Annotated in this window: 30 protein-coding genes and 1 tRNA gene; 13 read left to right on the forward strand and 18 right to left on the reverse strand. The window is 37.4% G+C overall.

Translation table 11 applies throughout. The features are described 5' to 3' along the window. Positions 1-142 precede the first annotated feature (142 nt). A complete protein-coding gene (locus LMOATCC19117_RS08655; RefSeq protein ID WP_003728262.1) occupies positions 143-1123 on the forward strand; it encodes a metal-dependent hydrolase in 981 nt (326 codons plus the stop codon). A 28-nt stretch (positions 1124-1151) separates the two neighbouring features. Here LMOATCC19117_RS08655 and LMOATCC19117_RS08660 read toward each other — a convergent pair whose 3' ends face one another. The 3 genes from LMOATCC19117_RS08660 to recX are packed head-to-tail and all read right to left on the reverse strand — an operon-like array spanning position 1152 to position 2669. Beyond that, positions 1152-1613 (reverse strand): dUTPase, encoded by a 462-nt coding sequence (locus LMOATCC19117_RS08660; protein ID WP_003742351.1) that lies wholly within the window; start codon positions 1611-1613, stop codon positions 1152-1154. 11 nt (positions 1614-1624) lie between these two features. Next, a complete protein-coding gene (locus tag LMOATCC19117_RS08665) occupies positions 1625-1858 on the reverse strand; it encodes a YfhJ family protein (protein ID WP_003734661.1) in 234 nt (77 codons plus the stop codon). Position 1859: 1 nt separating this feature from the next. Further along, positions 1860-2669, reverse strand: coding sequence for a recombination regulator RecX (gene recX, locus LMOATCC19117_RS08670; RefSeq protein ID WP_003726282.1), 810 nt, complete (start codon positions 2667-2669; stop codon positions 1860-1862). A gap of 97 nt (positions 2670-2766) precedes the next feature. Between recX and LMOATCC19117_RS08675 the strand changes: the two genes are divergently transcribed. Beyond that, on the forward strand, positions 2767-3669 hold the full coding sequence (locus LMOATCC19117_RS08675) for a TIGR01777 family oxidoreductase (protein WP_003734660.1): 903 nt from the start codon (positions 2767-2769) through the stop codon (positions 3667-3669). A 20-nt stretch (positions 3670-3689) separates the two neighbouring features. On the opposite strand, the gene mprF is transcribed toward LMOATCC19117_RS08675, so the two are convergent. Both mprF and LMOATCC19117_RS08685 read right to left on the reverse strand, forming a co-directional pair. After that, on the reverse strand, positions 3690-6287 hold the full coding sequence (mprF, locus tag LMOATCC19117_RS08680; RefSeq protein ID WP_003728260.1) for a bifunctional lysylphosphatidylglycerol flippase/synthetase MprF: 2598 nt from the start codon (positions 6285-6287) through the stop codon (positions 3690-3692). 26 nt (positions 6288-6313) lie between these two features. Further along, positions 6314-6988: a VanZ family protein gene (locus tag LMOATCC19117_RS08685; RefSeq protein ID WP_003728259.1), complete on the reverse strand. Its 675-nt coding sequence runs from the start codon at positions 6986-6988 to the stop codon at positions 6314-6316. A 207-nt stretch (positions 6989-7195) separates the two neighbouring features. Between LMOATCC19117_RS08685 and LMOATCC19117_RS08690 the strand changes: the two genes are divergently transcribed. Further along, entirely contained in the window at positions 7196-8161 is a 966-nt protein-coding gene (locus LMOATCC19117_RS08690) for a cation diffusion facilitator family transporter (RefSeq protein WP_003734659.1), read from the forward strand. Between the two features lie 44 nt (positions 8162-8205). Here the strand turns inward: LMOATCC19117_RS08690 and LMOATCC19117_RS08695 are convergent, their stop codons facing one another. Further along, on the reverse strand, positions 8206-8748 hold the full coding sequence (locus tag LMOATCC19117_RS08695; protein ID WP_003734658.1) for a GNAT family N-acetyltransferase: 543 nt from the start codon (positions 8746-8748) through the stop codon (positions 8206-8208). 189 nt (positions 8749-8937) lie between these two features. Between LMOATCC19117_RS08695 and LMOATCC19117_RS08700 the strand changes: the two genes are divergently transcribed. Continuing rightward, positions 8938-9840, forward strand: a complete 903-nt coding sequence (locus LMOATCC19117_RS08700) for a methyl-accepting chemotaxis protein (protein WP_003734657.1) — start codon at positions 8938-8940, stop codon at positions 9838-9840. A gap of 27 nt (positions 9841-9867) precedes the next feature. Then, positions 9868-10074: a hypothetical protein gene (locus tag LMOATCC19117_RS08705; protein ID WP_003724102.1), complete on the forward strand. Its 207-nt coding sequence runs from the start codon at positions 9868-9870 to the stop codon at positions 10072-10074. Between the two features lie 39 nt (positions 10075-10113). On the opposite strand, the gene LMOATCC19117_RS08710 is transcribed toward LMOATCC19117_RS08705, so the two are convergent. From LMOATCC19117_RS08710 to LMOATCC19117_RS08725, 4 genes are all read right to left on the reverse strand, one after another. After that, positions 10114-10467, reverse strand: coding sequence for a hypothetical protein (locus LMOATCC19117_RS08710; protein WP_003734656.1), 354 nt, complete (start codon positions 10465-10467; stop codon positions 10114-10116). Between the two features lie 28 nt (positions 10468-10495). Continuing rightward, on the reverse strand, positions 10496-10897 hold the full coding sequence (fosX, locus tag LMOATCC19117_RS08715; protein ID WP_003726635.1) for a fosfomycin resistance hydrolase FosX: 402 nt from the start codon (positions 10895-10897) through the stop codon (positions 10496-10498). Between the two features lie 14 nt (positions 10898-10911). Continuing rightward, a complete protein-coding gene (gene rlmD / locus LMOATCC19117_RS08720) occupies positions 10912-12291 on the reverse strand; it encodes a 23S rRNA (uracil(1939)-C(5))-methyltransferase RlmD (RefSeq protein WP_003726636.1) in 1380 nt (459 codons plus the stop codon). A gap of 64 nt (positions 12292-12355) precedes the next feature. Further along, a complete protein-coding gene (locus LMOATCC19117_RS08725) occupies positions 12356-12736 on the reverse strand; it encodes an OsmC family protein (protein ID WP_003726637.1) in 381 nt (126 codons plus the stop codon). A gap of 106 nt (positions 12737-12842) precedes the next feature. Here LMOATCC19117_RS08725 and LMOATCC19117_RS08730 point away from each other — a divergent pair, with 106 nt between their 5' ends. Continuing rightward, on the forward strand, positions 12843-13487 hold the full coding sequence (locus LMOATCC19117_RS08730) for a deoxynucleoside kinase (protein WP_003726638.1): 645 nt from the start codon (positions 12843-12845) through the stop codon (positions 13485-13487). Between the two features lie 29 nt (positions 13488-13516). Here the strand turns inward: LMOATCC19117_RS08730 and LMOATCC19117_RS08735 are convergent, their stop codons facing one another. Then, on the reverse strand, positions 13517-14386 hold the full coding sequence (locus tag LMOATCC19117_RS08735; protein WP_003726639.1) for a YihY/virulence factor BrkB family protein: 870 nt from the start codon (positions 14384-14386) through the stop codon (positions 13517-13519). Positions 14387-14475: 89 nt separating this feature from the next. Here LMOATCC19117_RS08735 and LMOATCC19117_RS08740 point away from each other — a divergent pair, with 89 nt between their 5' ends. After that, positions 14476-14697: a DUF1128 domain-containing protein gene (locus tag LMOATCC19117_RS08740; protein ID WP_003726640.1), complete on the forward strand. Its 222-nt coding sequence runs from the start codon at positions 14476-14478 to the stop codon at positions 14695-14697. Between the two features lie 19 nt (positions 14698-14716). On the opposite strand, the gene LMOATCC19117_RS08745 is transcribed toward LMOATCC19117_RS08740, so the two are convergent. Continuing rightward, positions 14717-15523: an aminoglycoside N(3)-acetyltransferase gene (locus LMOATCC19117_RS08745; RefSeq protein ID WP_003740584.1), complete on the reverse strand. Its 807-nt coding sequence runs from the start codon at positions 15521-15523 to the stop codon at positions 14717-14719. Between the two features lie 125 nt (positions 15524-15648). Then, positions 15649-16407: a type I methionyl aminopeptidase gene (gene map, locus LMOATCC19117_RS08750; RefSeq protein WP_003728254.1), complete on the reverse strand. Its 759-nt coding sequence runs from the start codon at positions 16405-16407 to the stop codon at positions 15649-15651. Between the two features lie 187 nt (positions 16408-16594). Between map and LMOATCC19117_RS08755 the strand changes: the two genes are divergently transcribed. From LMOATCC19117_RS08755 to LMOATCC19117_RS08775, 5 genes are all read left to right on the forward strand, one after another. After that, on the forward strand, positions 16595-17041 hold the full coding sequence (locus LMOATCC19117_RS08755) for a flavodoxin (RefSeq protein ID WP_003728253.1): 447 nt from the start codon (positions 16595-16597) through the stop codon (positions 17039-17041). A gap of 137 nt (positions 17042-17178) precedes the next feature. Beyond that, the gene (locus tag LMOATCC19117_RS08760) at positions 17179-18411 is read left to right on the forward strand and encodes an aminopeptidase (RefSeq protein ID WP_003728252.1); all 1233 of its coding nucleotides are present in this window, start codon (positions 17179-17181) and stop codon (positions 18409-18411) included. 103 nt (positions 18412-18514) lie between these two features. Then, positions 18515-19774, forward strand: coding sequence for an MDR family MFS transporter (locus LMOATCC19117_RS08765; protein ID WP_003728251.1), 1260 nt, complete (start codon positions 18515-18517; stop codon positions 19772-19774). Between the two features lie 217 nt (positions 19775-19991). Further along, positions 19992-20984: a rod-share determining protein MreBH gene (gene mreBH, locus LMOATCC19117_RS08770; RefSeq protein WP_003722190.1), complete on the forward strand. Its 993-nt coding sequence runs from the start codon at positions 19992-19994 to the stop codon at positions 20982-20984. A gap of 128 nt (positions 20985-21112) precedes the next feature. Next, positions 21113-21184, forward strand: a tRNA-Arg gene (locus LMOATCC19117_RS08775). 73 nt (positions 21185-21257) lie between these two features. Here LMOATCC19117_RS08775 and LMOATCC19117_RS08780 read toward each other — a convergent pair. After that, entirely contained in the window at positions 21258-21830 is a 573-nt protein-coding gene (locus LMOATCC19117_RS08780; protein WP_003734655.1) for a hypothetical protein, read from the reverse strand. A gap of 90 nt (positions 21831-21920) precedes the next feature. Then, complete coding sequence (locus LMOATCC19117_RS08785) at positions 21921-22589, reverse strand: class I SAM-dependent methyltransferase (RefSeq protein WP_014929077.1); 669 nt, start codon at positions 22587-22589, stop codon at positions 21921-21923. A gap of 184 nt (positions 22590-22773) precedes the next feature. Between LMOATCC19117_RS08785 and LMOATCC19117_RS08790 the strand changes: the two genes are divergently transcribed. Then, positions 22774-23358, forward strand: a complete 585-nt coding sequence (locus LMOATCC19117_RS08790) for a TetR/AcrR family transcriptional regulator (protein ID WP_003734654.1) — start codon at positions 22774-22776, stop codon at positions 23356-23358. Positions 23359-23449: 91 nt separating this feature from the next. Here LMOATCC19117_RS08790 and LMOATCC19117_RS08795 read toward each other — a convergent pair whose 3' ends face one another. From LMOATCC19117_RS08795 to LMOATCC19117_RS08805, 3 genes are all read right to left on the reverse strand, one after another. Further along, a complete protein-coding gene (locus LMOATCC19117_RS08795; RefSeq protein WP_003731093.1) occupies positions 23450-24538 on the reverse strand; it encodes a DUF871 domain-containing protein in 1089 nt (362 codons plus the stop codon). A 21-nt stretch (positions 24539-24559) separates the two neighbouring features. Next, on the reverse strand, positions 24560-24862 hold the full coding sequence (locus LMOATCC19117_RS08800) for a PTS lactose/cellobiose transporter subunit IIA (RefSeq protein ID WP_003726628.1): 303 nt from the start codon (positions 24860-24862) through the stop codon (positions 24560-24562). Positions 24863-24931: 69 nt separating this feature from the next. Further along, positions 24932-25240 (reverse strand): PTS sugar transporter subunit IIB, encoded by a 309-nt coding sequence (locus LMOATCC19117_RS08805; protein WP_003726629.1) that lies wholly within the window; start codon positions 25238-25240, stop codon positions 24932-24934. Positions 25241-25389: the final 149 nt, after the last annotated feature.

Genomic DNA, 25389 nt, shown 5'->3' on the forward strand with positions numbered 1-25389 from the left:
ATGTAGACAGGGAATAAAATAGTATACCCATTCTTAAGCCGATTTCTATTATACCGAATGCTGGCTTGATTGAATAGTGTTGTGCTCTTACAGGCAGCACCACTTGTATTTTTTAAGACCGATTTTAGAGGAGGCAAAGTCATTGGATACTGGCACACATGTAGTAATGGGAATTGCACTCGGAGCGTTAGCAACCGTAGACCCGGTAGTTGCCGGAAGTTCTCAAGCTGCCATTGGTATTATGACAGCAACAATTATTGGTTCACAAATTCCAGATATTGACACTGTACTAAAATTAAAAAACAACGCTGATTATATTAGAAATCACCGAGGAATAACACATTCCTTGCCGATGCTTGCAATTTGGCCATTACTTATTTCATCTGTTTTGTATTTACTTTTCCCAGCAGCAACATTTATTCATTTACTGTTATGGACGTTTATCGCGGTGGGATTACACATTTTTGTAGATATTTTTAATGCTTACGGGACACAAGCAGTCAGACCGTTTAAAGAAACATGGGTCGCATTTGGATTTATCAATACCTTTGATTGGTTCATTTTCGGTTCTCATGTTGTGGCTATTGCGGCTTGGTTGTTAGGTTCTCCTGTATTAGCTACATTTGTAACACTCTACGTCATTTTGGCACTTTATTATGTGGCGAGATTTGTTACACAACGAATGATTAAACATGCGGTTCAAAACTTAATTCCAGATTCAGAAGAAATCATTATTGCTTCCACCATCCACTTCTTCCAGTGGCGTGTGGCGGTAACAACCAAAGATCATTACTATGTAGGTCGAGCTTTCAAACGCAACATCTCTATCTACGAAAAATTTGACCGATTACCTGTTCCGGATAATGAAATCATCCGTTCTGCGAAAAAAGATAAAAATCTAGCTGCTTTTATCTCATTCTCCAAAGTTTACAACTGGCGCATTGAGGAAAAGCTAGATGGGACTTATGTAACATTTACCGATTTACGTTATCGTAGCAATGGACATTATCCATTTGTAGCAGTGGTGAAATTAGATGATGATTTAAAAATTGTTTCATCTTACACTGGTTGGATTTTCTCCACAGAAAAATTATACAAAAAACTAGCACCTGTTAGTATTTAAAAAAAGACCCGGAATCCCGGGTCTTTTTTTATCTGCCTGTACTTCCTACCCCACCAACACGGGATTCGTTTGCGATAATATCTGTATCTGCAACTAAGTATTTTTGAAATACGCCTTGAGCAACACGTTCCCCCGCTTCAATAGCTACTGCTTCATTGGAGAAGTTTTTAATGGCAATCCCAATATTGCCATCATTACCTGGATTACTATAATAAGAAGAATCAATAATTCCTGTACCGTTACACAGAAGTAAACCTTTCTTTATACCAATGGAAGAACGGACATAGATATTCAAAACCTCCTCTTCCTGCATATAACTTTTAATATCTGTCCAAAAAATGTGTTTTTCTCCTGGTAAGATGGTTACTGTTTCATTAGAGAAGAAATCATAGCCGGCCGAACCTTTGTCCCCGCGTATTGGTAAAGATATTGTTTGTTCCGGAAATTTTCTGCTTGCTTCATTTACTACTTCAAATCCTCTTACTTTCAATTCGTTCACTCCTATTTGTTTGGGTCTTTTCGTTCTACTTGGTGTAAAAAACTGCCGTGGCGCTTGATTTGCTGACGGACATAATCTGCCGCGTACTCTGGACCACGATACGGGTAACCTGCTTTAGCATATGAACTTTCAAAATCTGACCAAAGCATTTCAATCCACCACAAGGCTTGCTCTTTATCTAAATGCGGATTTTTAGTCATTAATTCCGCTGTTAGTTCATCTAAATACGTATACAATTCACTCTTCCTCCTCGAAACTGATTTCATTTTCAGTTAGGTATGATTGAATTGTATCATAAGAAAAACCTTTCTGCATTAGCGATGTGATTGTTTTTTGTTTGGCAATGCTTGGTTTGTAGCGTTTATTTTTACGCATTGTTTTTTCGATTTGCTTTTGTAAAATTTCTGCTTCGTCCGCCACATCCAATTCACTCGTTGCTTCAGTAGCGGCTACTTTGGCTAGTTCGCTCGTATAGCCTTTTTGGATTAAATCCGTGATAATTTTTTGTTGAAGCATTTTTTTGGCGCTTTTGTTATTTCGCTTCATAATTTTTATTGCTTGTTTGGTGGCATTTTCTAGCTGAGCTTCATCCGAATATTCTTCGATAACTTGAGTAATTATTTCTCTAGTTAGTCCTTTTTCGACTAGTTCGCGTTCAATGGTCCGCGGACCTTTTAGGGTTGTTTTGATTTGCGTTTTCGTATACAGTTCCGCAAATTCGAGATCATTAATATAATCCATGTCGGCTAATTTTTTTAAAATCTCGTCAATTGCAAAAGCTTCCATTTCTTGCTTTCTTAAATAATCGCGAATTTCTTTTTCCGAGCGAACACGGTGGGATAAGAAGTTGATGGCTTTATTTAGCCCTTTTCGAACCATATCAGCTTGCTTAATTTCTTCTATTTCGGCCTCGGTTAGAACTTTACCTTTCATCAGCTGGTAGCGGGCTAAAACCTCTTCGTCTACGCTAAAGTTGTATTTTTCATCAATAAAAATGTTGTAGCGTTCTTTGTTTTTCTGCTGGACACTTATGGACGTGATTTTCATAATCCGCCTCCTTCTCCTATCTATCATACCGCAAAAAATGGTTTTAATACTACTAAAAAGGGAATAAACTAGTTAGGACAATGAAGAGGTGATAAAATTGCATATCTTACTTACAGGCGCAACAGGTTTTATTGGTGATCATTTAGTGCATGAATTAGAAAAATCTGATCACGAGCTTTATATTTTAACAAGACAAAAGCTAAAAAACCGCGCAAATGTACACTATATTGAATGGTTAAATGAAGATAAATTGCCGAATTTAGAAGATTTACCAGTGGATGTTTGTATTAATTTTGCTGGTGCTGGTTTGATGGATGAAAAATGGACTTACGATAGAAAGAAAGTGATTGTAAATAGCCGCATCGAAGCTACTTCAGCACTCTTATCGATTGTGAAAAAAATGAAATCAAAACCAAAATTGTGGATTAATGCAAGTGCAATTGGAGCCTACACTTCCTCCAAGTCAACGATTTATCTCGATACAGAAGAAAATAATTACGCAGATAACTTCTTAGGAAAAACAGTCTATGAATGGGAAAAAACAGCGAGTGCGGCAAGTGATTTGGGTATTCGTGTTGTTTATGCTCGCTTTGGTCTTGTACTTGGGACTGATGCTGGCTCGTTCCCTGTTTTCGAAAAATTATTCCAAACTTATACAGGGGGACGCTTTGGTAACGGCAGACAATGGTATTCTTGGATTCATGTGGATGATGTTGTGGCGGCAATCTTATTTATTTTTGACCACGAACAAATAAACGGTGTTGTTAATTTTACAGCCCCTCATCCTGTTCAAGAAAAGAAATTTGCTGAACGCCTTGGAAAAAAAATGCATAAACCGTATAAAACTCCTGTGCCTAAAAAAATTATTAAATTCATTCTAGGTGAACGTGCCATGACTATTTTGGACAGTCAACGTGCTTATCCGGAAAAACTGATGAGTAACCATTTTGAATTTCGCTTTGAAACGTTACAAGAAGCTTTAGATGACTTGTTAGATTGATAAAAAACCAGATTCTGATTTTACTCAGAATCTGGTTTTTTTGTTTCTTCTTCAAGCGGGAAATCAAGGACTACTTGACTATTTGCAAGTGGTCTTTTTTTACCAACAAGAATCATTAATTGTAACATGGTGAAAGCAATAGAACTTCTTTTTCTAAAGGCAACAAATTTTTGTTCCCATTCTGTAACATATTTGGATTTAAAATTACGCAATCCTTTGAAGCCGTAAAAACCTTGACTATAGCGGTATACCAGTCCGGCTAATCGTTCACCTAGGAAAGCATATTTACTTTCTCCAACATTGGCAAGCGGCGCCATACCGGCATTAAATGTTTGGAAGCCGTCTTCTTTAGCTTTTTCGAATAGATTAATGAAAAGGAAATCCATAATACCTGATGGTGCTTCTTTAGAGTAACGCATTAGGTCAATCGAAGTCATCTCTTCTGTATATGACGGCATCATCGAAGCAAATCCAACGACAGTACCTTCTCCGTTTTTAGCGATAGCAATCGGAGCTTGTTCGAGATAATACGTATCGAAGAATCCTAATGAGAAACCTTTTTCTTCTCTTCCATCTAGCCACTCATCAGAAACTGCTCGTAAAGTTGTCCAAGTCTCGTGATTGAATGGTGGTTCTATTATTTCAAAAGTATAACCTTCTCGTTCTAATTTATTCATGAGAGCACGCTCACCTTTTTTCTTTTTACCACTCATTGTAAAGTTTTGAACGTCTACAAAACCTTCCTCTCCAAGCTTGATAAAGTCAAATCCGTGATCATGTAAATATGGAATCATCGTGCCTCGAACTTCATAGAAAACAGGTCGATAGCCAAATCTGTCAGCGTTCATCATAACCTCTTCAATCGCTGCTTCCATTTTGTCCATATTCCCAGTTGGTTCGCCCATGATGACCATTTTGTCCGCAATGATTCGGTAAGAGAAAAGTACTTCTCCATTAGCCGCCCAAAAAAGTAGTTTATCTCGTAAGAACATCGTATGACTGACTTCATTTCCGCCCCATTTCGCTAAATGTTCACGTACTTTGACAGCTTCAAATGGAGAACCTAATTTTTCTTTTGTTGTGGATAAATAAATATAAATAATGACTAAACTAACAACAGCAATAAATACGCCAACAAAACCAACTAACCATAAATGTTCTGAGGCAATGCGTAAATAGTCAGGAATTTCTTTGGAATGTTTGATATTTGGTGAGTTGTAAATACCAATAACAATGTAACCTGCTAGACATACGATGAAAATAATGCTATCAATAATTACTTTACTCCATGTATAAACTAGTTTTTCTCGGTAAAATTCGTTTCGAGCTAAGAATAAACATAATAGCACAATTCCTAAAAAGATCGCCTGCTTCATCGAAAATACGCGAGCAAGTGTGTTGAAAATCGCGCAACCTAGAACAATTACTGTAATAATATACGCTTTCTTTGTTTTACATTCAATTCCTCTCGCAAGTCCCAGTAGTAAAAAGCCAAATGCAACGATGGTAATTTGGGAAGTGAATAAGAAATTAAACGGCATAATTTTGTATAAGAAAGGCACATGGTAAATGGCGTTTGGAACGGCGGAAGATAAAATCAACAATAATCCGGAACCGTAAACAAAAATAACTAAGAAGCGATGAGCCACTTTTTGTAAAAATAATAGCGGTAACCCTTCAAGAAAGTCATTTACTTTTTTACCAGCTTTTTGGACGAAGAAAAGTAATCCCACTACAAAGGGAATAATATAGTAGAAAATTCGGTAAAATAGCATCCAAGCGAGCGCTAATTCTTGAGAAACGCCTAATTGGCTAAGTCCCAGAATCATCACGACGTCAAATGTCCCTACTCCACCAGGTACCATCGAAGCAATCCCAATTACCGAAGCGATAACAAATAATGGGAACACTTTGAAGATATCGACTGGTTCTCCCATCAATGTACCAATAATCGCGAAACATCCAAAAGCGAAGCCCCACTCCAAAAGAGAGGCGATAATTAACGTTAATTCTCTTTTGATAGGTAAATCAACAAAAAGTGACTTACTTTTCCATTTCGTTATTGTAAATAAGATTGGGAAGTAAAGACCACCCGCAAGAAGCCATGGCCAGTAATTAACAAAATGATTTGCAAATCCTGGAATGAGTAAAGTGGCTAATGATACTAAACAGTAAATCGATAAACCAGATACTAAAAATAAAGCAATCTTAGAAATAGCGAGTAATATTTCTTTATGAGATGCATTTTTTCCGTAAAAACTTGCTCTTAAACTGGCACCTAATACGCCACCAAAACCACCAATATTAGTAAATGTATTCGTAATCCAACCAGAGGCAATCACATGACTTGGGGAAAACTTTCCAGGCAACAACTTAACGATGACATAATCATACAATAGCATTGGAGTGACAGCAATTAAGCCAACAATAAACATAATAAATATTTGTTCTGGACTTTGAGAAGTTAAATTTTCTTTTAGCGATGGATAGTCAATTCCCGTCGCAATATTAATAATTTCAAAAATAACAAATGCCATCACAAAAGTAATAAAAACGATTTTTACGACGGTACTATTTTTTTGAAACCAGGCATAGGCTTGCATTAATTTTTCTTTCATAACAGAGTCTCCTTAACGATTTCCATTCATCTTCTTTTATTGATTCGTTTTCTAACAGATGGTACAGCATAAGCTAGTAGAATGCCTATTAATCCACTTAACGTATTTAAAATGATATCATCTATATCTGTAGAACGCTTTGGTGGTAGCGATATACTTTCAAATCCTGTAATCATCGTTGTTTGCGCAAATTGAAGTAGTTCGATGCCGCAAGATGTTAAGAATATGACTAATAATGTTTTTCCCGCAGTGCTTGTTATTTTAAAGTAAAGCATGAAGAAAGACAGTGGACATAACAATAAAACATTCCCTAAAATTTGAATAATAGTAGGCATCGTTGGTAATGTTTGCTGAAATGTATTTTCTATGGTGGTAAAAGGTATTAAGTTAATCATTTCTTTTTGAATATGGAAATTCCCAGTATAAGTACTGTTTACGAAATCCCCAACAGCTATGTAAGCCACAAGGTGTAATAAGATAATTATATATAGAATAAAAACGCAAAACCATATAAAGTCTATCCAATTCTTTAGTCTCGCCATGTTGGTTAGTATGATGGTTGCTAAAAAAAGTAAGCAACTATTTGCAATGGTATTGATTAAATCTGCGTTATTCCCAAATTGTAGTGCAAGCGAAATCCCGTACAAGAGATATAACGCTGGCAATAACAACACAAAAAAACGGCATTTTTGGACTTGCATTCTCGTATTCCAACGCCTTCCGTTTCAAAATCAGCTCTCAGACTCTCTGAATAAGCTCCTAGTATCAGTTTAGCAGATATAAAAATGAAAAGAAAGCTTGTTTGTGCTTACATTTTTGCAAGCTTCTGTAAGGCTTTGGGGTTCTTATTTTCTTTTTGGTAAAAAAAGTGCTACAATTTCTTAATGATATTTGTGGAGGAGACTAGGATGAAAGAATTATTAGGGTTATTAAAAGAAGGTAACAAATCCGCCTTAACAGCGGCTCTTGTTAACACCGTTGTTTCTATTATTAAAGGTATTACTTATTTTTTTACAGGAAATATCGCCATGTTCGCGGAAACGTTACATAGTCTTGGAGATGCAGCAAATCAATTTTTTGTTTTCATCGGCTCTGCTTTAAGTAAAAAACGGCCAACAAAACGCTTTCCACATGGTTTCGGGCGAATGGTTAACTTAGTGCTACTTGGCGCTGTCATTGTTGTTGGGATAATGGCTTTTGAGACGATTCGTGAAGGTTTTGCGCATATTATCCATCCAACAAGTTCCACTGGTTTCCTTATAAACCTTACTGTGCTCCTACTTTGTACCGTGCTAGAATTTTCTGTTTTAGTAAAAGCAATGCATGAGATTGCGCACGATGTTGGCTTAGAATCAAAAGGACTTCGCTTATTTAAAGACAGTATCCTAAATCTAGGTAAAGCAAAAGCTGCAACCAAACTCGTATTCTTGGAAGATTCCGTTGCAACTGGTGGTGGACTTCTTGCGATGATTGCGGTTATTATTTCTCACTTTACCCCTTTCCATCAAGCAGAAGGTATTGCATCCATGTTAATTGGTGTAATGATGTTTATCGTCGTTGGTAAAGTCTTTTTGGACAATGCGGCTGGAGTTATTGGCGAATCAGATCAAAGTATGCATTTAACTGTCGGTCAGCTCGTAATGAGTGATCCTGATGTGCGCGATATTCAAGTTCTAACCGTTCTTAAAGAAGGCGATGTTTTCCATGTCGATGTGGAAGTGGAATTAGATCCCATGCTCACCCTCGCTGAAGTGGACGATATTAAAGACCGTTTGGAAGAAAGTATCGGAAAATTACGCGGTGTTGCTGATGTACTTATTTCATTTGATGAAGATGATGCCATCCGTAACTGGGAATATGGGGACGGACGTTAAAAATAGAAAAAGCCAAGTGCGCGGACTGCGACACTTGGCTTTTTTTAGTCTCCAGGATTAATAATTGCTAGGACTTGATGATCTTCCCAATTTCCATTTATGCGGACATTTTGTACTGCGAGCCCTTCTAAATGGAAGCCAGCTTTTAAAAGGACTTGTTTGGAACGTTCATTTTTCGGCATTACTCCTGCCTCAATTCGGTGCAGGCCAAGAATGTCAAAACCAAAATCTACTATCAACTCCACTGCCTCGGTTGCATAACCATTTCCATTATGCTCTTTATCCAGAAAATAACCAATAAACGCAGATTGTAAAGATTCCCGCAAAATACTAAATAAATTAATCGTACCAATAAGTTCATCCGTATCATGGAGGAAAATCCCATAATAGTACTCCACATCACTCGCAGCGAAATCTTCTAATCGTGAAATAAGCGATTGCTGTTCTTCTATCGTATAAAAACGATCGTCTCGCTCCATAGAATAACCTTCAAAAAAAGCTTTATTCGCTAAATGAAAAGCTAGTTTTTGATTGGCATCTGTTATTTGAAAAGGTCTTAAGTAAATCCGTTCCCCCGTAATCCGCATCCTTATCCCTCCCGCATTTTTCTAAATTATAAGATTGTTCTGATGTGATTGCAAGTATCACTGCTAAGCTTAATTTTTCTATATATCCATTTTATTAAAAAATAAACTTTCCATTACGAATACATGTGTGTTATTATGTTGATGTTGGTTGTTTTTATATTATTTTTCTAAAAAATGGAGGTTTTTTTAATGAATGTTAATGCGGAAACAGAAGACGCAACTCTCCTTCTCGATGGTTTACTTCAAAACGTGGCAATAATTCGTTTTGATACTAATAAAAAAGTAACTTATGCTAATGCCCTTTTCGCGGAGGCAATGGGATACTCAGAAGAAGAAATGTTGACTTTATCCCACCCGGACTTATGCTTTCCTGATCTTGTCCAAAGTGCAAGCTATAAAGCAATGTGGACAAATTTGCTTGCTGGGCAAAAATTTCAAAATAAAATTGAACGAAAAAATGCACGCGGTGAACGTGTTTGGTTTGAAGCGACTTATATCCCGATTATACGTGAAGATACGGTCGTTGGAGTAGCCAAAATCGCTACAGATATTACGAGAAGAGAAGAAACGGTTCATGACTTTGCATCTGGTTTAAAAAGCATGGCTACAAATTTAAAAGAACATTCCAGTGTTGGAAAAACGCGCAGTGAAGCTCTCCTTGAACTCGTGAAATCAATCACGAAAGAATCCAATGAAAATACCGATACACTTCACGATTTGCAAACAGAAGCCCAAAATATTCACGGCATTATTAATACAATTAACGGTATTGCTTCTCAGACTAATTTACTTGCCTTAAATGCAGCGATTGAGGCAGCACGTGCTGGTGACGCCGGACGTGGATTTAGTGTTGTAGCGGAAGAAGTTCGTAAACTTTCGAGTCGTGTAGAAGAAGCAATTAAAGAAGTGGAAAAAAGTGTCAACGGTATCACGCAAGAAATTAATACTATCTCAAGTGGTACGGAACGTGTCGAAGCAAAAGTCGAGGAAAGCCAAGAAGTGCTTATTTTATCTTTAGAAGACTTTAGCCAAATTGAATCTGCCTCTACTGCCTTGGATCAAAATGCCGGTGCTTTCACAAAAATGATTTAACCGACTGAAAAAAGGAGCGAAGAAACCTTGAAACTTATTGGAAAACATCCTTCTGGTCGTGCCATTATTATCCGTTTGAACAACCAAGAATACCATTATGAAACCGCAAATAGTTTTGGAAGTGCGACTTCATTAACACGAGCAAAAACAGAAGCTAGAGCCGATAGTTTTACATCTAGTGAAATGAACCAAGGTTTACATATTGGTAATTGGCACTGGAAAGAACTTGGATGAACGAAAATCCCGTCTATAAAAATAGACGGGATTTTTTATTTACGCATTCAATGCTTGTTCTAATTGGTCTTTAAAGGCGGTTGCCACATCAAATACAGTAACAAATTGGAAATCGCTCACGTTGTAATGGACGACAAACTTATTATCCCGGTGGCGAACCATAATGGAAGAGCGGACTTTATCACCAATTGCGTCCCCTGCTTGGGTTTCGCTATAAAAAACCCAGTGAGTTGCTTCGATTGGATTTGCTGTTTTTTCTGTAAGGTCGCTTTGAATGAGTTGTTTTATTTCATCACTTAATTCTGGCGCGAATTCATTGTCGATGTAGCCGTACCAAATATTTCGGTAGTACTTTGCTTCAAATTCATTCGTTTCATCAAATAGTTTTTTCATGTTTGTTTCCTCCTATTAGGTGTTATTTCTATTCGTGATACCTTTTTAAGCGTTCTTCTAATGTACCAGCGTGTAATTCAAACAGATGATTATCAAAATCATAAAAATAAATGGAACGTCCTTCACCTTGGACTCTGGGACGTTCTGGTTTCATTTCCACACCGAGAGCTTTAATCCGCTCAGTATATTCATCCACTTCCTCGGATTGAATTTGGAAAGCAATATGATTGTAAGTTCGCTCTTGTAAAGAATCTCCTTCCATAATGCAAATCCACAAACCAGCTATTAGAAAAAATTTTTCTTTGGAAAGCGAAAATGTTTTGTCGCCACTAGAATAGATTTCTTCTGCATTAAAAATATTCTGTAAGAAAGCAGTTGTTTTATTCAAATCTTTCACAATTAAAGTGATATGGCTTAATCCTGAAATCATGTACCACCAGTCCTTTATTTATCTTTTAACTGCAAGAGTACTACAGTTTCCACGTGAGCTGTTTGCGGGAACATATCGACGGGTTGCATATAGCGAATGCGATATTTCTTCGCGAGTAAAGCTAAGTCACGTGCTAATGTGGATGGATTACAGGATACATAAACAAGTTGTTTTGCTTCCACATCTAGTAATGATTTTATTAGGCCTTGGTCACAGCCGCTTCTTGGTGGGTCAACGATGACTGCGTCTGGGCGGAAACCTTCATTTACCCATTTTGGTAATACGTCTTCTGCTTTCCCAACTTCATAATAAACATTTTCGATGCCATTCTTCTCGGCGTTTCGTTTAGCGTCTTCAATGGATTCTGGAATAATATCCATACCACGAACTTCTTTTACTTTTCCGGCAAAAGCTTGGCCGATTGTTCCAACACCGCAATAAGCATCTACTAGTGTTTCACTGCCTGTTAGTACGAGTGCTTTTTCGACTTCTTGATAAAGTCGCTCTGTTTGGAACGGGTTTAATTGGAAAAAGGCACGAGCAGATAGATCGAATTCTAGTTCCATTAATTTCTCTTCAATGCTTTCTTTCCCTGCTAAAAGGAACGTTTCGTCACCGAAAATAAGTGAGGATTTTGCTTGATTCACGTTTTGCATAATCGAAGTGACTTCCGGAAGAGCTGCTTCGATTTCTGCAAGCATTTCGCGTTTTTTAGGTAACTTTTTACTATTTGTAATGAAGACGAGCTGTGTTTCGCCGGTTTTCACGCCAGTACGAACGACGATAGTTCGGACGATACCACTGCCAGCTTTTTCATCATAAATTGGCACGCCGTATTTTTCTAGTAAGTCGCGAACAAAATTCGTTACTTTGATGGTAACGGGTTGTTGGACGATACAATCTTCAATTGGAACAAGTTGGTGAGAATTGGCACCGAAAAGGCCTGTTTCGACTTGACCACTGCCTACCATTCTTGTTTGGAATTGGCTTTTATTACGGTAACGCCATGGGTCTTCCATTCCGATTGTTGGGCGGATTTTTAATTTGGTTGGATCGATTTTTGTATGTTTTTCGATTGATTGAATAACAATATCTCTTTTTAGTTCAAGTTGGGCGCTATAGGCCACATGTTGCAACTGGCAACCACCACACGCCTCGTAAACTGGGCAAGGTGCGGTAACTCGGTTTGGAGATTTTTTACGAATTTTATTTAATTTTGCTTCGGTGAAACGATCGCGAACTTTGACCGCTTCGACAACTACTTCTTCACCGGTAATTGCGCCAGGTACAAATACAACTGCTTTTTTAAAGTAGCCGATCCCTTCCCCGTTGATTCCCATGCGTCGAATAGTTAGCGGGAATTTTTGTCCTTCTTCTACTGGATTTTGATTCATTATTTTCCTCCATCATTCCAAGTCTTCATTAATACTAACAAAAAAACAGCAGCTTGTCAGTAGTTTATGGCATGATTTCAAGACTTTCATCGACAAGGATGCTTTTTTCGACAGAACGAACCATCGAACAGTATTTCGGTGTTAATTTTAATGCTTTTTCAAGTGCTTTTGGATCCAAGGCAGCACCGGTTATTTTAAAATGAAGATGTATCGCGCTTATACGATTTTCTTCTTCTGGGATGCGTTCCATTGTGGCGTCTACCCATAAGTCGGTAAAGTTTACTCGTTTTTTCTTTAAAATGTTCCGAAAAACAATGGCGCTACAACTGGCAATAGACATTAACATCAAATCCGCTGGTGAATATTCGGTCAGTTTGTCATCGATTAAAAAACTTCCTGTGTCAAACCCATTTTCGGTATAAACTAGCTTTAATGGTTTTGTCATGGTTATCCCTCATTTCTTCTCTTTTATCGTACAAAAAATCTCCTTATTAAGCAAATTAGTAGTATAATGAACAGATAGTCGACCAAAAAAGGAGGCTACTCATGTTATGGAAGGAGTAGGAAATAAAGTGATTGTTTTAGCAGGAATGATTGGTGCTGGGAAAAGTAGCTATACAGAGCTAATCGCAAATGAACTCGGAACTAAGGCATTTTATGAAAGCATTAAGGATAACCGCATCCTTGAAATGTTTTATGAAGACCCAAAAAGATGGGCTTTTGCCTTACAAATATATTTTTTAAATACCCGCTTTCGTAGTATTAAAGCTGCGTTAACGGATCAAAATAATGTGCTTGATCGGAGCATATACGAGGACGCGCTTTTTACGCAAATTAATTTTGAAGAAGGTAACATTTCGGAGCCTGAGATGGATACATACCTTGATTTACTCGACAATATGATGGAAGAACTTGCTTATATGCCGAAAAAAGCGCCTGATTTGTTGATTTATTTGCGAGGAAGTTTAGACACTGTATTGAGCCGAATTGCTCTCCGTGGTCGTCCTTATGAACAAACCTTTGATAATCCAGGTTTACTTGACTATTACAAGCATCTGCATAGTCGTTATGACAGCTGGTTTGAGTCTTATGATAAGAGTGAAACCCTTGTTATTAATATCGACGAAATAGATATTAATCAACCAAATGACGCAGATTATGTCATGCAACTTATTCATGAAAAATTAAAACGCTAAAACAGGCTTTTTGCTGTTTTAGCGTTTTTTTAATTGATTTCGCCTAATTCTTTTTTCTTTTTCCGAATCGCCAGTGTAGCGTTAAGCTCCCCGCCAATCATCAAAATAATGCCGGTCAAATAAAACCATAACATTAAAATAATAATTACACCGATACTGCCATATGTTGCTGAATAGTTGCCGAAATTATTTACGTAATACGCAAAACCTAGCGAAGCAACTGTCCAACCGATTGTTGAAAAAAGCGCTCCAGGTAGAACACTAATCAACGTACTGCGCCGGTTTGGTGCGACCCAATATAAAAAGGTAAATACGACAAAAATAACGATGAGTGTAACGGTCCAACGAAGATTATTCCAAAAGCTAAGAAAGTCTTCCGAGAAATTCAAATGATTAATTAAAAACATCCCTATTTGTTGTCCAAATACAAGTAATAGCAAGGTTGCCCCTACTGTCGCAAGCATTGCGAGTGTGAAAAACATCGATAATAATCGTTGCACGACGTAGTTTCGCTTATTGGTTACGCCATACGCTTTATTGAGCGATTTCATGACCGCATTCATGCCATTCGAGGCCGACCATAAAGTCGCGATAATCCCGATAGAAAGTAATCCGCCATTTTTCTGCGTTAGTAAGTTATTTAAATTTTCTTCTAAAAAGTCCATAATCTGGTCTGGCGCGAATTCTTTAATCATATTAAAAACGGAATCTTTATCAATATGAAGATAGGCAAGTAATGTTGCCGCGATTAAGAGCATTGGAAAAATCGAAAACAGCATATAATAAGCTAACTGTGCTGCATTTCCTGAAACATCATTTCGACCTACTCTCGCACTTACTGTTTGGCCAATTTGAACAATCCCGTTTTTCTTTGTATATTTAACTACTTTTTTCCACACTGATAAGGCCCCCTGTTCTAGTCATTCGTCTGGAAGTTTTTCTTCTACTATGGTAAAATTTTGTCTATTAGCTTGAAAGGAGCAAAAAGATGAATCTTGAAACCCCTTCACAGGAAAACTTGAATTTTATGTTAACCGAAATTACAACGAAACTAAAAATGGTGAATGTTGGTGTTTTTGAAAATCTGGAGCTTGACTCTGTTGATTATAACGCACTTATCGATATTTATCAGCTAATTAAACGTAAATCCAATTTCAGCCCGCGTGAGATGCAATTATTTGCAGAAGAATTACGCCGGATTCGCAAATAAAACAAATTCCAGCCACTTTTTAGTGGTTTTTTGTTTGGAAATAATCGGTACCAAAATCCACTAAATCACGCATATCATAAATTTTCGTCGGCGCTCCGATAATCGTCGTTGGGTGAAAGTCACGTTCTTTCTCATAAGCGCGACCTAACGCGATAAACACTTCACTATTATAATCAATTTCCTGATACTTCTCCCAAATGATTTCGCCATTTTTTAGAAAAGCTGCCTGGTTTTCGATGAGCGGAAATACATTGGAGCGTTCTTCCGCTAAATGAAGCGATGTATTGTTATTATTATCTACCCCGAACAAGATAATTTTCGCATCAAGTTGATACATTTTCCCTAGCGGCGATTCATCTCCCATGCTTTTCGCAAGTGGCTGGTTGGCAAGAATTTGTTTTTTATCTTTTCCCCAAGCACAAAACGAATGGTATGGATGAAAACTTCGTTCAACATCTGGCATAGTACGAAATGTTTCGGCAATGACACCCATTCCACGAGTTGGTGTTACAAGCGGATCAAATGGCGGTGTTTCTCTGCGAATTATTTTCCACCAACTTTCAGGAACTGGCGGATTTTCCCACTTTGCAGGATCACTTAATTGACCTGTTTGAGCCGGCATTACTATATTGCCTGATTCACCAACCAGTTCTTGCAATGCCAAAATAACGGTAACTGGACCACCGCAAATCCAGTGTGCTTTTGACATGGAGGCATGAAAAATAATCGTATCTCCCTTTTTAATACCCGATTCTTGTAGGTCCGACACGATTTTTTGTTTTGTTGCTGGCTTTTTTGTTCGCCAGATAGCCATTTTTTCTCCCATTGTATGTCACCGCCTCTAAAAATAAAGCCAGATGCCTAGAAAAAAACGGCAAACTAAAAGCAGCTGTGTGAAACTTGTGCTTTTACTTGCATTCTGTTCTAAATGCATCTGGCTAAATAGTTTAATTAATCGTTTTCGCCTTGATACGTTAAAATTTCTGGACCATCTTTTGTGATTGCAAAAGTATGTTCATATTGCGCAGACAAAGAGCCATCAACAGTTCTAGCAGTCCAGCCATTATCGTCCATTTTGGCTTTCCAAGCACCCATATTGACCATTGGTTCCACTGTAATTACCATGCCTTCTTTCAAGCGAGGTCCTTTGCCAGCTGTACCGTAATGAGGGATATCTGGTTTTTCATGTAAAGTTGGTCCAACGCCGTGACCAATAAACTCACGTACAACAGCAAGATTTTCAGATTCTACGTATGTTTGAATAGCATGACCAATATCGCCAACTCGTGCGCCAACTTGTGCTTGTTCAATCCCTAAATAAAGTGCTTTATGCGTTACATCCATTAAATGTTTCACATCATCTGGCACTTCACCTACGGCATAAGTCCAAGCAGAATCAGCAAGTGCACCGCGATAATTCACGACCATATCTACTGTAATAATATCGCCTTGGTTAAGCTTTTGTTTGCGCGGGAAGCCATGACAAATTTCGTCATTAATACTTGCACAAATAGCATATTCATAACCTTCAAAGCCTTTTTGCTCTGGAGTCGCGCCATTTTTACGTAAAAATTCTTCTGTAAATACTTCTAAATCCCAGCTAGTAATACCTGGTTTAATAATTTTTTTAAGTTCTTTATGCGTATCGGCAAGGATTTTCCCTGCTGCTTTCATCTCATCGATTTCGCGTCTTGATTTGAGTGTGATCATCTTTTCATTCCCTCCTAAAATTTCCACTATTTACTATTATAGCTCGAAACCCCTTATAAATAAAGTAATCTGGAAAAAAGGTTGCAGTTTTTCTGAAGACATTTATAATAGAATGTATCAGTTAAAAAATGGTGGGCTGGTTTGTGCCATTTTAAACAATAAAAAATTCAGAAAATGGTGATGCAAAATGACAAAAGTGATGATCGTTTATGCCAGCATGACTGGTAATACACAAGAAATTGCCGACATTTTAGGTGAAGAATTAGAAAAATACGATATCGAAGTAGAAATTGAAGAATGTATTTCAGTTGATCCTGAAGATTTACTAGAATATGATGGCGCTCTAATCGGTGGTTATACATACGATGATGGCCAGCTTCCTGATGAGTTCGTTGATTTTTATGAAGATATGGCGGACGTTGATTTTAGCGGCAAAGTTTGTGCTTCTTTCGGTTCCGGCGATACTTTTTATGATGAATACTGTTTAACAGTTGATTTAATTGAAACTCGTCTAAAAGAGCAAGGTGCGACCGTTCCTGTTGCTGGGCTTAAAGTAGACCTTGATCCAGATGAAGAAGATGTTGTTCGCGCAGAAAGTTACGCAAAAACATTTGTGGATGTATTAAAAGGATAATTCGAAAGCAAGTCCTCTTTTTCGGACTTGCTTTTTTATTTATTTAAAAATAGCGAAAACAGTAGCGTAGTGGTTGCTTTACCTCATTAATTGAGATACAATTCTCGTATTGAATAAAAAGATTGGAGTGATTAATTATGACAGTATTTAGTGAAAAGTTAGAAAAGTATGCAGAATTGATTGTAAAAGTTGGGGTAAATGTCCAACCTGAACAGAAAGTGGTAATTATGGCTCCAGTTGACGCGGCTCCACTTGTTCGCCTTATTTCCAAATATGCTTTTGAAGTTGGTGCAGAGGATGTCATTATGGATTGGCGCGATGAAGAATTAGGCGCATTACGTTACAAAAATGCTCCACTACGCGTTTTTGAAAGTGCTCCGGTTCACCGTGTTGCAGAAAAAACAGAACTTGCCAAAGAAGGCGCTTGTTTTATCTCCATCACTTCCGAAGATCCGGATTTACTAAACGGAGTGGATAGCAACAAAATTGCGACATTCCAGAAAACAATGGGTGGTGCAATGAGCGAGTTTCGCGAGTTAATGCAAGCAAATGTTGTAAGTTGGACAGTTGTTGCAGCAGCTTCACAAGGATGGGCAGCAAAAGTATTCCCAGATTTAACTCCAGCAGAACAAATGGAAACACTTTGGGAAGCTATTTTTGAAACAACTCGTATCAATACAGAAAACCCGGTAGAAACTTGGAAAAATCACGATCAAACACTTGCTGCAAAAGCAGAAAGTTTAAATGAAAAACAATTTACTTCTTTACATTATACGGCTCCTGGAACAGACCTTACAATTGGTCTTCCAAAAAACCATCTTTGGGTTGGCGCTGGCAGTAAGAATAAAAAAGGACATGAATTTATGGCCAATATGCCAACAGAAGAAGTATTCTGTTGTGCGGATAAACTAAAAGTGGAAGGTTATGTTTCTAGTACGAAACCACTTAGTTATGCAGGAAATATTATCGATGACTTCAAAATCACTTTCGAAAAAGGTCGTATTGTAGGTGTAGAAGCAGCATCCGGCGAAGAAATTTTGAAAGATTTAATCGCGACTGATGAAGGCTCCCACTATTTAGGTGAAGTGGCGCTAGTTCCAGACCCTTCCCCTATTTCCCAATCCGGCATTTTATTCTACAATACACTATTTGATGAGAATGCTTCTAACCACTTAGCAATTGGTAGTGCGTATGCATTTAATGTTAAAGGTGGCGAAGAAATGTCTCGTGAAGAGTTAGAAGCAGCTGGTGTGAACAATAGTTTAACACACGTTGATTTCATGATTGGTTCTTCTGAAATGGACATTGATGGTGTAACCGAATCTGGTGAAGTTGTTCCTGTTTTCCGTAAAGGCGACTGGGCGTTCTAATCCTTTTTTAAAACTTATGCCTTTTGCGTAAAACCCTTGTAGCTTTTGGCTTTCAAGGGTTTTCGTTTGTTTATTTTTTACAAAAGAGAGCGAGGTGCATTGGATGAAATTTAGTACATGGGACATCAATTTAAAAGTAAGGCTTTTTGGGGAAGCACTACTCGATATTTCTTTTTGGATGGTCTTCCCCTTTCTAACGATTTACTTTTCGGAAAGTATTGGGCGCGAGCTGACGAGCCTTTTGCTGATTATTTCGCAAGTTTTGGCGGTTTTCACAGCTTTGCTTGGCGGTTATTTTGCGGATAACTTTGGTCGTAAACGGATGATGAGTATTTCTGTCATTGGAGAAGGATTTGGTTTTCTTGTTTTTGCAATAGGTGCACTTCATGTTGTGGATTCTCCTTACTTGAGTTTTGCTGGTTTCGCGATTGCGAGTGTTTTTATGGCGTTTTATCAGCCAGCAAGTCAAGCGATGATTGCCGATGTGGTTCCTCCTGAGCATCGGACGCATATTTATTCGGTGTTCTATATGATGATTAATATTGCGGTCGTTATTGGCCCCATTCTTGGTTCGGTTTTATTTTATAATTTCACGACAGAAACACTACTTGCAATTGTTTGTGCGGATTTATTATTACTATTTTTATTGCAAAAATTTGGTCACGAAACAGCCCCTCTTTTAGTTAATCCTGATTTACAAAAAGAAGCGGTTCGAAAAAGTATTGGTGCTGTTTTAATGGAACAGCTAAAAAACTATAAGATTATTTTTAAAGACAAGATTTTCTTTCTTTATATTGTTGCCGGGATTATTGTTTCTCAGTCGTTTATGCAACTGGATTTACTTTTCCCACTCTATATTAAAGAAGTTATCGGTGCCTCTAACTTGTTCGCGTTTCATTTTACAGGTGAGCAATTGTTCGGGGTTATTGTTTCTATTAATGGCTTCTTTGTTGCAGCGCTTACTGTCGTTGTCACTCGCTGGATGAGCCATTTTAGAGAAAAATTTGTCTTTATGAATTCTTCTTTTCTCTATGCGATTGCGATTTTCTTATTTGGTATTTCGACAGGACCGTGGGGAGCGATTTGTGCCATTATTCTCTTTAGCTTCGCGGAACTGATGACTGTTGGCTTGCAACAAACCTTTGTTTCACAGTTAGCTCCAGAGGATAAACGGGCGATGTACTTCTCTGCTGCTGGACTTCGTTATACGCTGGGTAAAGTCATTGCTCCACTTGCGATTACACTTTCGACTTTAATTGGCTATACTGGGACATTTACTATTATTGGTATTTTAGCGCTCATTAGCGGGCTCATTTATTACTATATGTATTCAGAATTTGAAAAACAGCGGCAAGTTTCCTAATAAAAAACGGCTATCTACTCTGGATAGTCGTTTTTGTTTGATTACTTTTTTTACGATTTATTTACGAAACACCGAAAACACCTGTCATATCGCCATTTTAAATTACCTTTTCATTTCATCCATGTTTAAATAATGCTTATATGGTGAAAAAAGTCTATACTGTTAGTTGTACACCTAGAATTTACTCGCTATTTTTAATAGAAAGTTAGGTGTGAGAATGTTTGGAACAACAACTATTGGAATTGATTTAGGTACTGCGAATATTTTAGTTTACAGTAAAGAAAAAGGCATTATACTGAATGAACCTTCTGTGGTCGCGCTAAATACGAATGATGGAACGGTACTTGCGATTGGCCAGGAAGCAAAAGAGATGATTGGTAAAACGCCGACTTCGATTTCTGCTGTAAGACCAATGAAGGACGGTGTTATTGCTGATTTTGATTTAACGAGCGGACTTTTGCGCGAGATTATGCGCCGGATTTCAGTTAGTGGTGTGAGAAAGCCCAATGTGGTCGTTTGTACCCCAACTGGTGCAACGTCAGTCGAGCGTCGCGCTATTTCAGACGCGGTAAGATCAACTGGTGCTCGTTCAGTCGTTTTAATTGAAGAACCTGTTGCAGCTGCAATTGGTGCTGATTTACCTGTCGCTGAGCCTGTCGCTAACGTAATTGTAGATATTGGTGGCGGCACAAGTGAGATTGCGATTATTTCATACGGCGGTGTGGTTTCAAGCACTTCGATTCGCACAGGTGGCGATCATATGGATGAAGAAATCATTCAATACATCCGCAAAAATTACAACCTTTTAATCGGTCAAACAACAGCAGAACGAATTAAAATGGAGCTTGGTTATGCGCCGATCGAACACGTAACACAAACTGCGGATATCCGTGGTCGCGATTTGCTTACTGGCTTACCAAAAACAATCCAAGTAAGCTCTACGGAAATCCAAAGCGCTTTAGCTGAAACATTACAACGTATATTAGAAGCTATTCGGAATACGCTTGAACTTTGCCCACCAGAATTAAGTGGTGATATTGTCGATCGCGGCATTATTTTAAGTGGTGGCGGCTCCCTACTTCAAGGTTTCCGCGACTGGCTTGTACAAGAAATAGATGTCCCTGTACATATGGCTCCAAGTCCTTTGGAATCCGTTGCAATTGGCACAGGTAGATCCCTCGTTTTTGCAGATAAATTAGCTAAAAATTAATTGTATTAAGCATCTGGTCGCATGGTAACCCTTGCAGCCAGATGCTTCTTTATCTTGCTGAAACCCCTTATTTCTGGTAAACTTATTTCTGGTGTCTGGCTTTCTGGAGTCAGATAATTTTATAATAAGCCCATATAGTTAAACGGATATAACAAGCCCCTCCTAAGGGCTAGTTCGTGGTTCGATTCCGCGTATGGGCGCTCAGAAAAATCCGAAAGCACTTGATAAATCAAGACTTTCGGATTTTTTATCGTTCTTATTTCAAAACTTTATTCATACATAAAAAGTTACATCTTTTTTCTTCGCTGAAAAATTCAACGTATATTCAGCATCATCCGAAAATGTTCTGGAAGCAATTTTTACTCTAGTATAATCACAATTATTATTTCTTAGAGCTGATTTAATCACTTTAATACCTATTTCTTCATCAACAACGACACAAAATATATTTAAAGCAAATTGCTTGTTAGGATTCGCGGTTTGACCTATGTCAAAACCATCTACAATCCCTAAACCTTTCCACCCCAAATCGTCATTTAAAACATCTGTTACTCGATCTTTCAGCCAAATATCACGTTTTGTTCTTGTTAAACTTTTGAGCGGATATTGAATTAATATCCAGAAATTTTCATTTGGAGGATTTTCGCTATAACTTTGTGGGACAAATCGATTAATAAACGCCTCATGGAACGCAGCTTTGCTCTTGTATTTTTCCAGATAGTTGCTGGTTTCTTCTTTCTGTCCTACTTTACCAATTTTACCGAAGTGCACAATTGCCTTATCATTATTTATCCAGTACTTAGCATACAAGATTTGATTTTGTTCTTTTTTGTATAGCTTTATCATGTTTTCACCTCATGATGTATAAAATTGGACTCTGTATTAGAGAGTTTTATTCATTGTAACAGATATTTCAAAAGATAATATAACTCGCAATTATTTTCTGATTGTATACAAAACCCAATTTCCCTTTTCTTTCTCCACTACTTCTCTAAAGCCAATTTCTTTTAAGAGTACTGTTAGAGTGGCAGTTGTTTTATATTCGTCCATATGATAATCAATTTTATCTTTTTCAGACGACACTATTAAAACACCTTTTTGTGACATTACCCGATAGATTTCTTCAAACCCTTTTTTAGGATTATCCCAATACATATGGGTTTGTATAGCATAAACTACATCGAAAATACCTGCTTGATAATTCATCGATGCAACATCTTGTACAGATAGCTCTACTTTGCCATTATTGATTGCTTTTTTATTCAAATTTGTGGCTGTTTTATAAGATTCTTCAGAAATATCCACTCCGTAAATAGTCCAATTTTTATTTAGCTCCGCTAGGTTTTTAACATTGGAGCCCCCACCATAACCAATATCTAATACCTGTGTAACATTGCTTAGTTCAGTATTACTAATTGTCCACTTACTCAAATCTTCAAAATAGGATGACCATATTTTCGTAGTGATTTCACCAATAATCCCACGCGGATTCGCCGCTTGTTCGCTTAAATAGTTAATTAATGGTTTATATAAAATAAAACTCAAACCGATGATACCTCCCAAAATGATTAGTGTTATTTTCTTTCTTTTTGTTATTTTCATCATAATTAAAGTCCTTTCATGGGTGTTTAGTTTTGAAATAATTTTAACTATATTTCAAAACAATTGTATAATAATCTTAACTTGCAAGTCAATAACTTTTGAAATTTATTAGTTAATATTTCAAATTAAAAGTTTCTATGTTATATTATTACTAAAGATAAGATTAGCTTAGGGAAGTGTTTAGGATATGAATAATTATGAAAAAAGAACGCTAAAAAAGAAGACTGCAATTATTCAGGCAGCTCTTTCATTATTTGGAGAACAAGGTTTTTCTGATGTAAGTATTAAAGATATTGCCGCCCTCGCAGATGTTTCGCAAGTGTCTATTTATAATTATTTTGGAAGTAAAGAAGCGCTTGTTGGTGAATGTGCTAGCATTATTATGCAAGATACCATAACTTTAGCGGAAGAAATTTTAGCATCAGAAGGAACATTCACGCAAAAATTAGAGCGGGCTCTCAAGCTCTGTAATGCAGAAATAAATCTGTCTTTAAGTAAATTTATATCGCAAGAAGCAAGCAAAGACGCGCAATTTATCACGCTGTTAGTGAATAATATTAATGCACTTAAAAATGAGATTTATATGAAATACATCGCTATCGGCAAGCAAGAAAAAATTATTGATAACCGTCTTTCGGATCAATCTATTCAACTTTTTATTGAAGCAATTAATGGTTTAGGTTTCACAGTCCCAGAGGAAGAACTTGAGGAGAAACAAGCGGAGATAGTGCAGTTGTTTTTGTATGGGTTGATTGGGAAATGTAAAGAATAAATCAAGCAACATATTAATTTTCGACAAAATAAAACGTCTGCAATCAACATTGAAAAATGGATTGCAGACGTTTTTTAACTTGTAATTTTTATTATTTCTTCTTCTCAACCAATCTAAAATGTTGCCACGGTAGAATGGTGTCTAGTAGATAACGTTCTTCTGGAACAATTCGAGCAACGATATTTGTGTTGCCGGAGTTTTCCATTTCTTGAAGTGCTACTTGCATTTCGCCTTTGTAGCGTTCGTAGCCGTCGTTATCGATAGTCACATCGCCTTTTGAAATGGTATTTGTATCATGTGCAGGGAAATCGAATTGTTTGAAATTAACACGCGTCATTGTTGAACGTAACACATACTCGGAAGCATCGCCACGATTGAAATGTTTTTGTGTTAAAACGATTTCTTTTTCCACGTCTGTTGCACCGTCTAAAAACTCTACTGCTAATTGTAATTCATTACGGTTTAATTCGCTTAAAGCGCGTAATTCGTCTTCTGAAGCGAACATGTTCCCAACGATGACGTCATCAATCAGGCCAGTGTTCCAAAGGTCTTTTGCTTGCACAGTAATGTCCACTCCGCGATGTTCTTCCATTGTTGGAAGTCCGCCGTCTACAACAAACCAAGGGCCAAATTCGCCGCTGTTAGAAGAAACGAAAGCAGCTGTACGTAGGTTTAAGTCTTTGAATTGTTTACTCGTACGTAAGAAATGTTCTCTGGAAAGACCGGTGTATTTTCTTGGATAAAAGTTGTGACAACCAATAATATTTCCTACGTTTGCTTGGTAAGATAGGATATTTTCAACGTAGCGAGTACCATTACTAATGTTTAGCTCGATTTTTAAGTCCGTATCATCAAAGGACATTGCTGCCTCTTCGGAACCGGAGAAGCCTAGATCAAGACGAAGGCCAGCTAGTCCAAGTTCTTTGAAACGATCTAATTCTTTATAAGTGATATTTAGCGATTCAAATACAGTCGGATCAACATCAGCAATAACATCAAATCCTAGTTCTTTAGCGCGTTTGCAAATTGTTTCTAATTTAGCAAATTCCGCTTCGTCATTAGCAGAAATCAAGCAAGTGAAGATACGGCTAAAACCATATTTTGCAGCTGTTTCAATATATTCTAATGATTCTTCAAGCGCTACGTGTTGCGGAAATACGGATATTCCTAATTTTCTCATTTAAATCATCCCTTCAAAAGCTTATTTAGAACGGTATAAATCAACAATTTCTTTTGCTAAATCTTTAAAAGTAATAGCATTCATTAAGTGATCTTGTGCGTGAACTAGTAGTAAAGATACTTCTGCTTTTTCGCCGCGTGCTTCCCCTTGAATTAATGAAGTTTGTGAATGATGCGCTTCAAGTAGTGCTGCTTCTGCACTTTTGATTTGCTCATCTGCCGCGTCAAAATCCCCTTTTTTTGCCGCTTCGATTGCTAGCATTGCGTCACTTTTAGCGTTTCCCCCGTGTACGATTAATTGCATAATTGTTTGTTCTAATTCCATTGTTTACACATCCTTTTTCATTTATCGAACTTATGTTTAATTCCTCTTCAAGCAGTCTCGAACTCGAGATTATTTCTCAATCATTGCTAGTGCATCATTTAGCACTTTTTCGCCGTCCATTGTTCCATAGTCAATTCCATTAATGATCGCAACTGGAATACCTAATGGATCCAGTACTCGCTTCAAATTCTTCTCTAAAAACCGAACTTGTGGTGCGAGTAAAACAACATCTACGTTGCCTTTATACTTGTCGAAATCAGCTTCTGCAACTGCTATTACAGCAGCATCCACTTGTTGTTTTTCGATAGCTTCTGTCATTTTTTTTACGAGCAGACTTGTGGACATACCGGCCGAACAAACTAACATGATGTTATTCATTAACTTAACCTCCTAGTTTGAAAAGCTGCACGTATATATAATATGCAAGATATGTGCCAACTTTTCTTCTAATTTGTTGCTTGCCTACAAAGTTTTTCGCTTACACAAGTAAAAAAGCCAAGTGTGTAAGACAATACACACTTGGCAGA

Origin of the sequence: Listeria monocytogenes ATCC 19117 (assembly GCF_000307025.1) — a bacterium.
Taxonomy (GTDB): domain Bacteria; phylum Bacillota; class Bacilli; order Lactobacillales; family Listeriaceae; genus Listeria; species Listeria monocytogenes_B.